The organism is Pararhizobium sp. DWP3-4, assembly GCF_049898205.1.
In the GTDB taxonomy this organism is placed as follows: Bacteria; Pseudomonadota; Alphaproteobacteria; order Rhizobiales; family Rhizobiaceae; genus Pararhizobium.
On the sequence record NZ_JAFCXF010000011.1, the window covers coordinates 17483 to 31207 of the forward strand.

8 protein-coding genes and 2 pseudogenes are annotated in these 13725 nt (G+C 56.0%); 1 reads left to right on the forward strand and 9 read right to left on the reverse strand.

Annotation, left to right across the window (positions count from 1 at the left end):
• Positions 1–85: 85 nt before the first annotated feature.
• The 7 genes and pseudogenes from nadE to ACP7E6_RS23670 all read right to left on the reverse strand — a co-directional run.
• Positions 86–813: pseudogene (gene nadE, locus ACP7E6_RS23640) on the reverse strand (ammonia-dependent NAD(+) synthetase); the annotation flags it as partial.
• 245 nt (positions 814–1058) lie between these two features.
• Positions 1059–1574 carry a ferritin-like domain-containing protein gene (locus tag ACP7E6_RS23645; RefSeq protein WP_426232147.1) on the reverse strand — a complete coding sequence of 172 codons (516 nt, stop codon included), beginning with the start codon at positions 1572–1574 and terminating at the stop codon, positions 1059–1061.
• A gap of 545 nt (positions 1575–2119) precedes the next feature.
• The gene (locus ACP7E6_RS23650) at positions 2120–3082 is read right to left on the reverse strand and encodes a manganese catalase family protein (protein ID WP_426232148.1); all 963 of its coding nucleotides are present in this window, start codon (positions 3080–3082) and stop codon (positions 2120–2122) included.
• Between the two features lie 1773 nt (positions 3083–4855).
• On the reverse strand, positions 4856–5149 hold the full coding sequence (locus ACP7E6_RS23655; RefSeq protein ID WP_426232258.1) for a DUF3175 domain-containing protein: 294 nt from the start codon (positions 5147–5149) through the stop codon (positions 4856–4858).
• 811 nt (positions 5150–5960) lie between these two features.
• A pseudogene (locus ACP7E6_RS23660) lies at positions 5961–6140 on the reverse strand (IS66 family transposase); the annotation flags it as partial.
• A 62-nt stretch (positions 6141–6202) separates the two neighbouring features.
• Positions 6203–6451 carry an IS66 family insertion sequence element accessory protein TnpB gene (gene tnpB / locus ACP7E6_RS23665; RefSeq protein ID WP_426232259.1) on the reverse strand — a complete coding sequence of 83 codons (249 nt, stop codon included), beginning with the start codon at positions 6449–6451 and terminating at the stop codon, positions 6203–6205.
• A gap of 208 nt (positions 6452–6659) precedes the next feature.
• Entirely contained in the window at positions 6660–6923 is a 264-nt protein-coding gene (locus ACP7E6_RS23670; protein WP_426232149.1) for a hypothetical protein, read from the reverse strand.
• 498 nt (positions 6924–7421) lie between these two features.
• Between ACP7E6_RS23670 and ACP7E6_RS23675 the strand changes: the two genes are divergently transcribed.
• Positions 7422–7724: a DUF2934 domain-containing protein gene (locus ACP7E6_RS23675; protein ID WP_426232150.1), complete on the forward strand. Its 303-nt coding sequence runs from the start codon at positions 7422–7424 to the stop codon at positions 7722–7724.
• A gap of 171 nt (positions 7725–7895) precedes the next feature.
• Here the strand turns inward: ACP7E6_RS23675 and ACP7E6_RS23680 are convergent, their stop codons facing one another.
• Together ACP7E6_RS23680 and ACP7E6_RS23685 are read right to left on the reverse strand one after the other, a co-directional pair.
• Positions 7896–8495 carry a hypothetical protein gene (locus ACP7E6_RS23680; RefSeq protein ID WP_426232151.1) on the reverse strand — a complete coding sequence of 200 codons (600 nt, stop codon included), beginning with the start codon at positions 8493–8495 and terminating at the stop codon, positions 7896–7898.
• Positions 8496–9412: 917 nt separating this feature from the next.
• Complete coding sequence (locus tag ACP7E6_RS23685; protein ID WP_426232260.1) at positions 9413–13414, reverse strand: chemotaxis protein CheB; 4002 nt, start codon at positions 13412–13414, stop codon at positions 9413–9415.
• Between the last annotated feature and the right edge of the window lie 311 nt (positions 13415–13725).

The window sequence follows — 13725 nt, forward strand, 5'->3', positions numbered from 1 at the left end:
GATATCTTCGCGGCAGGACCGATCGCGGGCTCGCTCGTTTTGGGCGATAAACGCCGGACTTGGATACCGCCTGAAGAAGAAGCACTCAGAAGGACGGCGCCACATGCAGGCTCCGCTTGTGCGCGCTCGCACGATAGGCCTTCAGGATTCGCAGCCGCGCTCTCCACGACCGGATTCCCTTCAAGAAAATCATCTATTTGCTCATAGGTAACGCCATAGACTTCTTCGTCGAGACGAAGAGGCGCGTCAGACTCGAGATCGGCTGTCGGCACTTTGAACGCCAGTTCGGACGGAGCACCATGTGTTCGGCAACGGCCCTCACCCGTCGTTTCGTCAGGCCTGCTAGTGGCAAGATATCGGCCGCCCCATCGCCTAACTTAGTGAAAAAACCCATCAGGGCTTCAGCGGTTAGTCGGTTCCGATCACCAATCCGCCAGTTGCACCAGCCCATGCAGACTGCGCGATCATCCGCTGACGCGCCTTCCTGTTGCCGAGTTGAAAGTCCTTTCGAGCCGGCTCGACACCATCCGCTTCCGCCAGCATGAGGGCAGCGAGCAAGGTGTCGCCCGCGGGTTTGATATCAATAGTGATGACACGATCCGAGCGGATAACGGCTAGGGATTTTTGCACGTCCGACTCGTCGGCATGGACCCCATAGGGCAACCGGATTGCGACGAAACCTGCTGGGTAGCCTTCAGCGCCGAGTTTTGAAACTGCTGCTTGGGCCAACAGGCCGGCGGCTAACGAGTAAACGCCGCCGCTTACTCCAAGAACATAGGTTCGGCAAAATGACTGACGCAGATAGCCACCCAGAACTGGACGCGCTGAGCACCTCTTGTGCTGCATCGAATCAACAGCAGATACCGTCTGGTCCGGTCGAGGTCTTGGCCTTCGCTTCGGTACTAGCAGGCGATTGACATCACTGTTTACGCGAATCCGGGAAGGAGCGTCGCCTGACTGGGCCGAACCAAAGTAGTAGCAGACCTGCCATAATGGGAACCGCGCCGCACACCAAAAACAAGACATCAGCTACTGTCATCGCTATCAGACCTTTGCTGTCAGATCTTTGCGGTTTCACCCGCTGCTTTCAAGGAAAGGAACCTGAGCGTGACGTCGGACAGGTGTTGCTCAAGCCAGCCGGCCATAGCTAGCTCTTCATCGAGGTTAGCTTTAAGCGCAGCGGTGGAGGCCGAAAATCCTCCTTGCTCGGCGACGGTGAGAAGCGACTTATAGGCGGCGATCTCGAAATGCTCGAATGCGAAATTCGCGAACGAGTTTTTCAAGATTTCATCGCCGGCTACGGTGTGTCCCATTGCGGCCATCGCGCCAGTAAATGAGAGTGCCATATCCTTCAAGGTCGATCGATCTTCAGCAAAGTCGCTGAGTAGTCCGTCAATCCGCACAATCTGATTTTCGGTCTCACGAATGTGCTGATCGAGCTTGGCTGCCACGTCCGGATAGTTTTCAATCCTGCTGACCTGCGGCTTCATAATCGAGAGCGCTTGATTTTCCATGGCATGAGCATTCTTGAGGCCGGTAACGAAAATCGAACGCGCTGTATTTTCGGTTGTCATGATAGATCCTCTGTTTCTGGATCCCTCTAACCGCCGCAAGCGCGTCAAGTTCCCAGAGGGGTCAAACAATCTAAGACTGCTCGAGCAATTTCAGAAGCTGAGGCGCGGGCAGCCACCGATGACTAGACAGTCGTCCCCTCATGAGGATCGTGAAGCGTGGCTTCGTTCCTGTTAGGACTCCGCAACACTGCGGACTGCGCAATCCTTGCCAACAATCAAGACAGACGAACGGCGACTGCTTGATCTCAATCGAGCCGATCGAATGCGACTGACCCTCTTGGACCTCAAGGATCGTAGGTTCGACCGGGCGGAGGATGTAAATGTCGGGTGCCCATGTAGCTTTCTGGTACGATCGTGGATCTGAAGGCATTCATTCAAAAATGCCACTATGGTTACGATGCGTCCGGTTCTTCGGAAAACTTTAATGGTCTAGATTTCCGAAAGATCGTCGAAGCTCTGCAGTGTCGGAGTACAGGGTTATCAACGCGAAGCGACCGCCTCTAAGGGCGAAGGGCCGCCTTGGAGTGGCCCTTCAAGTCAAGCATTTACCTTTTGGTTTTGGCAGCCCCCGGACTCATGGCCTTGGCCTCAACGACATTAGCAGCGCCGCCCATATCCGCGTTTTTGGTACGCCCTGCACCAGCACCCGCCCCAAGGTCGGCGCCAGTAGTGGGGTCAGATACCGGGTCAGACATAGTACGCGCAGCCGCTGCGGTTGCTACCTTCTTGTCCAACGCCGAAAGCTTCACGCTTGCAGAGCCGTCACCGTCATCGACCGGCATCACCTGCTCCAGATCGTCGATGCGATCCCAGTCGTCGCCGGAATTCCACGGCCCGGTGGTATCGCCTTCTCCTTGCGAAGTGTTAACGTACATGCTGGCGTATTGTTCGATACCCGGCAGCTTGCCCGAGGGAAAATTGTTTTCGATAGCGTACAAGGCCTTCTCGAATGATTTCTGATGCGCGATTTCTCGGGTCATAAGGAAGGCAAGAGCGTCCTTGATGCCTGGGTCGTCGGTAATGTTGATGAGGCGCTCATATACAATCTTGGCACGGGCTTCAGCTGCAATGTTCGAGCGAAGATCTACTGTAGGCTCACCGCGAGAGTCGACATATGCTGCGGTCCAGGGGACCCCAGCAGAATCGCATAGAGCAGGCGCGCCGCCGAACAAGATCGATTCCTTCACCGAAGTACCGCTCGACCCGATCATCATATATAGATCAGCCTCCTTAAGCTGGCCCTCGGCGAGTTGCGCCTTTAGGCCTTTATTCAGCATCGTAATGATCGATCCAACAACTTCAAGGTGGCTGAGTTCCTCCGTCGCAATGTCCAACAGCATGTCTCTGCGGCCAAGATCATCTTCCGCTAGCCCTTGCGTGAAGTATCGCATTGCCGCCGCAAGCTCGCCATCCGCTCCACCGAATTGCTCCATGATCATGCAGGCAAGACGAGGGTTCGGCTCTGAAACTCGAACGGTATATTGTAATCTTTTGTTATGCATGAACATTGAACTGATCCTTTGGGTGAGACGTTCAAGCCGAACCGAGCCTTATGGAAAAGGTTCCCGCACCACCGCAAAAATAGTCTGAATCAGCCGAGGCGGATCTGACACGGTATGCCGAGCCGGACAGTTGAGGAAACCCTTATGACGTACCATACGTGGAGGGCGCACGGGTTGCGGCGGCCAAGGAGAGGAGAAAACTTCGCAGGCCGCCTTGCGGACAAATGAGTTGTTGTGACAAAAGCTCAGCGTCTTCTGGTTGATATCGTTCCCGAGCACGAGCGTCACTTCGCGGTGTACAGTTGATGATCAAATTGAACTACGAACGATTTGGGAAGTTCCACGCCGCACACTCTTCTGCGATTTCAGTACCGGTCATCGGAAACAGACCCCGATTTCGTAAGATTCCCGACCTTGGGCGGGAGGCGCCCCTCGCAGATGCCGCAGCCGTCCTCGTCAAGCTCTTGGTCCATTTTACTGCGACCCGTGCCGCGAAAGAGGCGGCTCGCTCCTGCCTGAAAATTAATTAGGTTCCAGATACCGGGTACCTGGCTTTCACGGCGTTATTCGAGGAGTGAGCTATCCAGCGAGCCGCGCCTCAACTTCGTGATGCATGTTTTGGGATCAGGGTCGGCCTAAGATATCACGTTTTGAACAGGGCAAACCAGCGTATCGCCCTATGGCGCCAGAATGACTGGGGTTGAAGTAGAAGACGATAGAACAGGCACCCTCCTTACGGATGAAACGTCGCGCTTCCACCATGACTAACTTATAACAGGAAGGCGGCTTTTTGGCCGCCGTTTTCATACCGGCCATTCGTGTCACCGGTCTGATGGCCCAGTGCTGCTAATGCGTAAGGCTTAGGTCGAAGGGAGGCGAGGGTACGTACAGCTACCGATCGCGGCGAAGGCGGTGGAACCGGTCCCAACTACCGAGAAGGAGCCATCAACCGCCCGGGCAGGGCGCAAGCTTTCGATCCTCGCGGTTGACGACAACGCGCTGGTCTTGGACGGGAGCGGAACTGGCGAAATTGACACAAAAAAATATCCGCATTGAGGTAATCGTTGCTGATAGGCCGAATTGCGGACGACGCGGGGGAGACCGTCAGGAGACTTCAGACGCAGTTCTCGCAACGGCAGCTGAATGATGCGCTTAATTCGACCTTGGACCATTGGAAGCCCGGGACCTGCTCCTTTGCCGACCCTTTTCGTTGTGTAGAAGGGTGGACAAGTAATAGGTCGGCTTGCAATATTTCTGCTCTTGAACTTTTCAACCGGCATAAGCATGTAAAGGGTACGATTGCGAAGCTACGGCTTCCTGCGGCTAAATCGTAGCCAGTTTGAACACCCTCAAAAGCGCTTGATAATAGGTGTATCGTTAATCAACTTTTTCAAATGCCCTCTGCTCTTGGCTACGACGCCGGGGAGCGACGGTGTGTTTTGGAACCATGACCCTTCAATTTCCGAAACTCACCCCATTCCAAGCCGAACTTCAGCAGGCGCACAAGCTCCGCCAGACCAAGTTTTCGTCCGCCGCAGGACTTCGGGCGGCGAGAAACAAGCTCGTCGAGATTAACAGCCGAACGCCGGTGTGGAAAACGTCCAGCAGCTGGTTTGACGCACATGTTCGTGCTTATCAGTTCCACCTTGCCAACAGGCTGGTTCGGCCTGCCTCGTGCCATGGCGCCCATAGCCGTGGTGACGAGGGTCGGGCCAAGCGTTTTTCGAAGGGTTCACCGCTTTCCCGCCAAGCCATCGTTCGCCCGTCAATGGCGAAAACTCAGCGTTTCGGCCGTTTGTTGAAATCTTTCCTGAGTTCGTCCTTAGCTCGATCAAGCGTCGCCAGCCGCGATTTTGATAGCCCCTTGCCGGCGCGGTTGATGAAGAATGTCAGCATCGACATGGCGGATTGGAACGGGCTCGCCTTCCGGCGTTCGCTCTGCTCTGCGGCCTGTTTCAAGGAGTCGGCAATTTTCTTGGGACTGCGCTCTTTGAAGACACCATCTTTAAGGTCCATTGCATCGCTATTCTCAGTCACGTCCTGCGACCATTTCTTTTTCGATTTCTTTGCCATATTCGTGCTCCAGACGTTCCCTATTTTAAGCAAGCCATCAGGCGGCAGTGCTCCGCGTAGCTTTCGTTGCGTTCGCATGTGGCAGGGGCTCTTTTCAGCAAAGCCGAGCGCTCGTCCCTTGTACGAGATGCGGACGCAGGGCCCCCATCGCGCCCGCTTTTCGATCGGACTTTCGGCCTCCCCCTGCCCGTCCCTGACTTCTTGCCGCCAGTTCTTTTCTTGTCGACCGTGGCGCGGGCTCGACGCTCCAGCCAGCTCTTGAAGGCAACGATCAATCGGCATCGTATTGCTCCGCTGCGCGCTCTGCCTGTCCGTGTAGGCGAATTGTCACCGCGTGGATGATCTTCCCGGTATAGTCGACTCCCAAACCGCTTCCGCTTTCAAATGTTCCAAGGCGGCTGTTCAGCGCGAGTGCCCCGCTTATGCAATCTCGTAGAGGTAGTGAGAAAACTCCGCAATGGGACTGGACCGCCCAAAGCGGCAATCCCGTTAGGCCCAGTGAGTGGCTGGTAACGGGAAGCGCACGACGATAAAACAGGTGTCCTTTGAATCCGAGAAAGTGCGCTTTTTCACCCCGCCAACCTTAGCAATGTTCCGCGACTTTGATGGAAAAGTTCGCTGCAAGCTCTTGCTATTCTGAATGACAAAAACCACTGAGAGACGGGCTTAGAAGCCCTCTGTTGGCTGAACTAGCGAAATCGATCCTTTAACGTATTCGACATCTCTTGCCGTAAGCGTCCGCTGCGTTTGATCTTTCAGGAATCGACTTCTCAACCCCGGAACGCGTCATTGTCACTTGCAGATACGTGGCCTTTGTGATCTGGGCCCTGATTGGCGCAATGCCAGCCTCGATTTCTTCGAAGACAAAGGCATGCTGCTCGTCATCGACCCCTGATGCCGCAAGCTTCTCCGAGCGTCGTCCAAAGCGGGCTCTATCGAAGGCCTTCAGAATCTGGGTCAGCCGCTCGATGCGCTCGTCGGCCTCCGCGTTCAAGAATCGGGTGGCGTCATGGGTCTGATTAGAGCATATTTTGCTGCAATCCGCCCGTGGTTTCAGCCACCTGATTCGCTGCGCCGCAGCGGGTTACCCATCATTTTGGAACGTTTCACTGGCGTGAAACGAACCCGCGTCCAGTCCATTCCATCGACCAAAGCGAGAGCTGCGCATGGTGACGTCGGCCCGGCTGTGGCCGATAGTTGCCAACAAAACTGCACTTTCTCCAACCGCTTGGCATAGAGGAAAAGCCCGGAACCATCCCACCACACGATCTTGATCCGGTCCGCTTTGCCCCGAAGACACAGCGCGCGCCCTTGTACGGGTCACTGCCCGCATCGCGAACCAGTGACAGCAAACCGTTAGGCCACTTGTGGAAGTCGATGAAATGGCTCGCAAGAAAGACTTTCACGCCCGAAGGGATCACGCCGATCGGACCGCCTGAATACTCGCCGTAGGTGTGCTTCACCGTTATCAGCGCCCATCCCGCGCTTTGAGATGATCCCGCGCAGAAAATCATGTTTTTTCGTGCCCGCCGCGCCCGTGAATAAAGGCATGGCCTTCGTTACCGTCTTTCGGATCCTCACTTGGATGGCGATGGTTTGTGTACACGATGCGGAGGTTTTTCAGCACCTCTTCCATGGCACTGATGGTCTCAAACGTTCCCCAGCCGTGGGTCGTCGCTCTGTTCAGTATGTCTTGTAGTGATCCGTCGACCTCTTCCTGACAAAGCAGGTGACGATCCTTATCAGATACTGGCAATTTGGGCGTATTTGTCATCACGGCTCCTCCTTAGCGGGGTAAACCAGACTTTTTCGGCTTTGTTCCAGAGATTTGCTCAGCACCTTCGCGCGGAAGCCCTGTCATGGAACATCATGACGGTTCGTTGGCTTGGCGCCTCAACCGGATGCTCAACCACGCGGCACAGCATTTCTTTTGAGGAGTAGGTTCACCATTCATCGATGGTGCGTGGTAGGTGATGATATTTTCGGGCGACGATACTTGAGACAGCTTGCGAGTTAGATAAAATTATTTTCCGCATGGGAACAAGCTGCCGCGCTCCCGGTTTGAGCCAGTCGAACCCGCCCCTCAGGGTTCGATGATGGCGCGCCCTCCCACGCGTCTCCGGCACTTGCCCCTCTGGGCGCCGGCTTGGAAGCGAGGTGCTTTGAGAGGTCCTCGCTTCCAAGGGAGCTAAAGAGACTAGCCAGGAGATCTACCGCTGCGGTGGAACTGTGGCACACTGCCTATGTTAGAAGCCATGTGAAGGAGATAGGTGTGATAAACCGCGAGCAACTTATCAAAGAACACGCCTTTTCATTATGGGAAACCGAGGGCAATCCTGATGGCCGCCATGAAGACAACTGGGTGCAGGCCGAACGAGAGATCGATGGCGCCGATACCGGTTCCCATGCAGTAAACTCGCAACGCCCTCCAGAAATGGATTTAGAGGCAATTCCCCTGCCCGATCGAGCCAGCTCGGGTGTACCGCCGGCTTTTTCTAACCCGAAGAATCTCGTGGTAGGCGCCGGCCCTGACAATCCGATTCATCACGTCGGCCAGCAGAGGGTGATTAGTTAGTGAAGTGAAGTTTGGTGGGGTCCCACCTCGCCGCCGTGCCTGCCGAAAACTTTGCCCGCGTCGCTGGTCGCGTCTTAGGTCCGTCGTTATCGTTATAGATAAACACGTACTTCAGAACATAGACACTGATCCAATTCTTGCTCCTGCGAGGCGCCAAAGGGTTTGCCGATATCAGGCAGAGGGCAACTGCGATCGGCAGAGCACTTGCAAAGCCACGCTTGCCCAGTCCGTCGGCTTTGGAACCACGTGCGACGATCGAAACGCCGCCGGGAAAACCCCTTCGTCATATCCGGTCACGAACGCGAACGGCACGCCGTGCATCTTGAGGAACCCCGCTACCGGATAGACCATTTGTCCGTTGAGGTTTACGTCGAGCAGAGCACCGTCCAACTCCATGTCGTTGCCCGCGACATTCATCGCTTCCGCAAAGTTTGCAATCGGGCCGACAACTGTCGCACCGAGCGCACTTAACGTCTCGGCTGCTTCCCTAGCTGTATAATAGTCGTCCTCCACAATCAGTATGCGCTGCCCCTTAAGAAGGGCGTTCGGTGCGAAATAATGTTTCTGGGCGGCGAGGGTGCAAAAGGATTGCAGCTTTTCCGGCCAAACCAATCCCCGCGCATACATCCGCAGGACGTACCGTGCAAAATCGGACCTGTGCGACAGTTGCTTCGAAAACCAGAGCTCCGAGGTGATACGATCGAAAACACCTTGGACCAAATCCAGCTCCTCAGGGCTGAGAACGCACGGCGCTACATGGTTGTGAGTCACGGCAGCTCTCCAAAAAATTCTAGCACTCATGCGACCATGTCACCGCACCAACGGCTTTGCAATCCCAGACAGCCTGTGTACGGTACCCGACCAACGCCTCTTCCGACCTTAGGGCAGAGTTCTATAAGCGGCTTGGCATCCGCTGGAGGAGATTGTGATGGCTGCGCCACACGTTCTTTCGGAAAGGGTATCGCCCCGCAAAAGGCGAAGCCATATCGCCACGCAACTTGCCTCTAATCGCATCGACTTGCAACCCTTGTAGAACTGAACAGACAGGTTGCCAGCGCCGACAAGCCTGCACATTCTTTGATGGGACGTAGCTTAGGAGGAAGACGACGAGATGCCTGAACACGCTGTGCCGGCGTTAGAGCGCAGGACCTAGAATAATAAAGGGCCATCATCATATCAGCTCGGGTGAGTGCGAGCGTAACCGAAGCAAACGCGTTGTCCCAGCGAAAAGCCACAAGCGCTGCAGGCTGCCTAATGAGCGGTATGTTCGCTGGTTGTTGTGGCGCGCGAGCTTGCCCCTGGCCGAAAGTAGCTTGCGGCCCGGCCTGCGATCGACACCGGCCACGGTCTGCGCGCATGTGTTGCGGTCGTCATGTCAGCAATTGCTTCACAGAGCTTTGCCATAACGATGGGTTTGCCGAACCGCGCTACATGTCGGAAGCAACCGGGGATTATGGAAAGGTCGTAACCTGTTGTGAACAGGAACGGCACGTTCTCGTCCTCGAGTTTCCCGGCAATAGGGAATACCATCTCGCCCTGGAGGTTGGCGTCAAGAATCGACACATCAATGTTTGAGACCTCCCGCAAGGCCAAGGCTTCTTCTATCGTGCCGACGGGCCTATCAGGAGCGCGCCCAGATCCAAAAGATAGTCGCGAAGTTCGAGGGAGCATGTACTCGTTTTCGACCACTAAAGCGTGTCGCGTTTAATCTGCCTCGTATCCTGCGGCTTGGAAGTAGTTTCTGCATTCTGTGACGGAGAAGAGGTTGCAGATTTCGGAGAGGGGGATCTGGTTGACGAGACCGGTATCGAGATTGCACATTGCACACCCTCCGGTCCCAACTTATAGCTGGTCTTTGCGCCAAGCTGGTACGGCAGGGCCTGTTCGATCAGCTCCCGCCCCTGCCCTTTACCGCTCGGCCCGGATCCCTCGGTCGGCATCGTGACGCCGCTTTCCTGCCAGTCGATGTGAAGCCACGGTTGCCCCCCCGGACCGTTTTCCTCGAGCGACCAGGTGATGGACAGCTTGCCGGTGGCTTGCCCTAGGGCGCCGTATTTGATCGCGTTGGTCGCAAGCTCATGAAGGGCAATAGCGAGTGTCTGCACCATGGAAGAGCGAAGGCGGACGCCCCGGGGGCCGTCAAGGCTGACCCTGTCAACATTACCATCCATCGCCGATAGTTCGCTCTCGATCACCTCGTTGAATGTGACCCGGTCGTGACCATTTAGGCGCGAAAGGAGGCCTTGGACCCGTGCCAGGGCATCTAGGCGATCTCGGAATTTATCCCGGAAATCGTCCATGTCGGTGCTGGCGCGGCCTGTCTTATCAGCCATGGAGCGAATGACAGCGATCAGGTTCCTTGTTCGATGCTGCAGCTCGGCAACCAGCACCTCCTGACGGGCCTGCATTCCGCGCAAATCATCAACGTCAGTCGAGGTGCCGAGCCATTCTGCAATCGCGTCGGACGCGTCGCGAACGGGCGTCGCGCGAGTATGGAACCAGCGGTAGATGTTGGTGTCGGCCTGGCGGATACGGTATTCGACTTCCATCCCACCGGATTCGATGGCGTTGCCCCAATTCATCTGCGCCAGTTCGCGATCGTCGGGGTGGACCGGTTCCAGCCACCCCTCTCCATGACTTTCTGCCTCAGCCTGGCCGGTGTAGTTGGTCCATTGCAGGCTGGACCAGGTCCATTTACCCCCATCGATGGCACGCCAGACCAATTGCGGTATACCTTCTACAAGGGCACGCTGACGTCGCTCGGCAGCAGCAAGGGCTTCCTCCGTATTCTTCAAATCAGTGACGTCGTGGCTGATGCCACCTATATGAGCAACGTGGCCCTTTTCATTTTTAATCGGGAAGTCCGTATCCCTTAACCACCGAATACCGCCATCAGCGGGTCGCTGGATGCGGTATTCGAATGTTACCCATTCACCTTGCCCAACACGCCGCAGGCTTTCTGCTGCGTGTTCACGGTCCTCCGGCACAATTAACTCGAGCCAGCCGACCATGTTGTCGCCCCGTAGAGCGGCCTCGCGATCAAGGCCGTAGACCGTTTCAAACGCCGGTGTAAGATACGACCACTGGAACGTCTCCGCGTCCCGGATCCAGAGAATGTCCTGGGTCGCCTCTCCGAACTGGCGCAGGCGATCCTCGCTTACGCGTAGAGCCTGCTCGGCGCGTGCCCGGTCCGATATATCCACGAAAGTTACAACTGTGCCGTCGATCCGGTCCTCGACGGTCCTATAAGGTCGTAGGCGCATCGTGAATTGGCGGCCCCTGTGACTGACAACTTCGCGCTCAATCGGGAAAAGATCTCTCAGGACCTGTCGTGCATCATTGTCAATATCGTTGTAATCGAGACGATGTGTAAAATCGGTAATGGTACGACCGATATCATGCCGCGTAATGTTGAAGAGTCCAGCAACGGGCGCTGTAAACATCTTGATGCGAAGATCAGGATCGAGAAATAATGTACCTATTTCCGTGGCAGCAGAAAGATTCTGAAGATCGCTATGTGCGGCCGAGATGCTTTCCAGCTTACTTTTTAATTCGGCGTTGACGGTGTGCAGCTCCTCGTTGACGGACTGCAGTTCCTCTTTCGAGGTTTCGAGCTGTTCGGCCGTCGAACGATATTCCTCGTTCATTGACTGCAGTTCTTCGTTTGCAGCACGAAGCTCCTGAACGACGGACCCATGCCCAGACCGGCTGACCATCAACGCTTCCTGCGATGCTTTAAGCTCGGCATAGACCCGTCGCACTTCGTCTGGCCGTGCGTCCCCGACCGGTTCGAGTTGTTCGCTTTCAAAAACAAGCCCGCCGTCAAGGAAGAAGACTAGCGCCTGGGCAGCTTTTCGTGCCTGGCTAGCGATGGGCGTAACCTGCATAGCAATTCGCCGCCTCCCCTGATCGAAAGCGACGGCGGTCGGCAAGGTGACCGTTGGTTCACCCTTTTCAAGGGCTCGCGACAGTGCGATCCCTAAGTCCAGCCGAAGCTCCGGCCTTACGACCGCCGGCAGGGTTTTTGATACCGGACCGGCGGAGTGAAGGATGAAGCGCCCTGCGTTTGAGGACAAATGAAGGATGTTTTGTCCGTCGTCGACGAGTACGCTTGCCGGCGCGCTGTGTTCCAGTGCTGCTACGTGGAGGGCAGTGGGGAGCGCAATTCGCTCCGCACCGCTCGTCGGCGGTCTGTCGCTGATCGAGAATTGCTCTGGCGCAGCAAACTTTGGAAGGATTGGTAGGAGGTTACCTCCATGCGGGCGCCCGCTGTAGATTCGCGCCTGTCTATCAACCGGTGCGAAGAGGTCGGCAGCCACATCGACGGTCTCGGCCGAACCAAGGAACAGGTATCGGCCAGGACGCAAACCATAATGAAAAGTCGAGCAGACCTGGGCCTGCAGAGCGCGCTCCAGGTAGATGAGCAGGTTGCGGCAGGTGATGAGGTCAAGCCGCATGAAGGGGGGCTCTTTCAGGACGCTGTGCTTTGCAAACAGCACGCTCTCCCTCAGTTCCTTGCGAACACGGAAATGCGTTCCCTCGTCTATGAAAAACCGAGCCAGCCGTTCTTCAGTAACGTCAGCTTCGATCGTTTTAGGATAGCGCCCTTCTCTTGCTGTAGCCAGCGCACCTTCATCAAGATCGGTGGCGAAAACCTGCACGGGAATTTTTACGTTTTGGCGGGCCATCTCTTCGCGCAGAAGGATGGCGACACTATAAGCTTCCTCGCCCGTGGCGCAGCCGACGACCCAGACCCGAATGCTTTCATCACTCTCCTGATCATACGCATCGAACAGCGGCTTTACAGCCTGGCGCGCCAAAGCCTCGAAAGCTTGCTCGTCACGAAAAAACATCGTGACCGAGATAAGCAGATCGGAAAACAGGTTCTGTGCCTCGTCTGGCGTGGTGAGCAGGTAATCCGCGTAGGCGGGGAGCGTGTCTGTTCGGCAGACCTGCATCCGCCGAACGACCCGGCGCATCACCGTGGCGCGCTTGTAGGCAGAAAAATCGTGACCGGTTCGCGCTCGCAACAAAGCTATGATGCGACGGAGATCATAAGCGGAGCCTGACATATCAAGAGATCGTACGGCTTCCTTACTGTGGGCGACTTCAGTTAGATGCTCCGCCAATCTTGCGATGGGAGCGACGAAGTCCGCAGCGCCAGTGGCGATCGCGCTCTGTGGCATGGAGTTGAAACCCGCCTCGGCTGGGTCCTGAACCATGATGACGCCACCCGCCTCCTTGACGGCAGTAACGCCGAGTGCTCCGTCTGCGCCTGCCCCGGACAAGACAATGGCAACACCGTCACCTCTCGCAGCAGCTACCGAACGAAAAAACATATCGATCGGCGCGCGACGGCCTCTCGGCTCGCTAAACGGCCGCGCCTCGATATTGTCCCCATCGATGACAAGCTCCCGATCCGGTGGAATGACGTAAACACAATTCGCCTTCAACGTCGGGCTGTCGTCTATCTGAAGCACCGGCATTTGCGTACACGCTGCGAGAATTTCACTGAGCGAACTTGGTTCATCCGGGGAAAGATGAACAATGACGACATAGGCAAGGCCGAGGTCAGGGGGTACCTGTCGAAAAAGACTTTGCAATGCAGGCACGCCGCCTGCAGATGCCCCGATCGCGCAGACAGGTATAAATGTCTGTTTAGCCTGTGCCTTAAGCTCCTCGTCTGCCATCTTCATATCGTGCACCTTCAAACACTTAGTAACTCAGGGTTGTGAGGCCTGTGAATCCCTGTTCTAAGCCTGCAAGAAAAGAATATTCGTGAATAGCCGCAGCCGCCCAACTTTCATAGACCTGGGGGCGGTACAGTATGTTGAAAAGGAGCACTCGTGCCTCCGCACGTGAGGGCCCGGCGTGAAAATACCGTGTGTCCCCATGTCCAGATTAATATGTCAATCTGGCACGTCGCTCCTTTGGTGCGGGCATGTTTGCGACCCGGAACGCGGACATTGTAAATTAAGTCTGGAACAGCCACGGTGGAATG

Bases quoted from the DNA above. Each gene is read 5' to 3' on its own strand.
- ACP7E6_RS23645 (WP_426232147.1), bottom strand. From the start codon at position 1,574: ATGACAACCGAAAATACAGCGCGTTCGATTTTCGTTACCGGCCTCAAG.
- ACP7E6_RS23650 (WP_426232148.1), bottom strand. From the start codon at position 3,082: ATGTTCATGCATAACAAAAGATTACAATATACCGTTCGAGTTTCAGAG.
- ACP7E6_RS23655 (WP_426232258.1), bottom strand. From the start codon at position 5,149: ATGGCAAAGAAATCGAAAAAGAAATGGTCGCAGGACGTGACTGAGAAT.
- ACP7E6_RS23670 (WP_426232149.1), bottom strand. From the start codon at position 6,923: ATGACAAATACGCCCAAATTGCCAGTATCTGATAAGGATCGTCACCTG.
- ACP7E6_RS23685 (WP_426232260.1), bottom strand. From the start codon at position 13,414: ATGGCAGACGAGGAGCTTAAGGCACAGGCTAAACAGACATTTATACCT.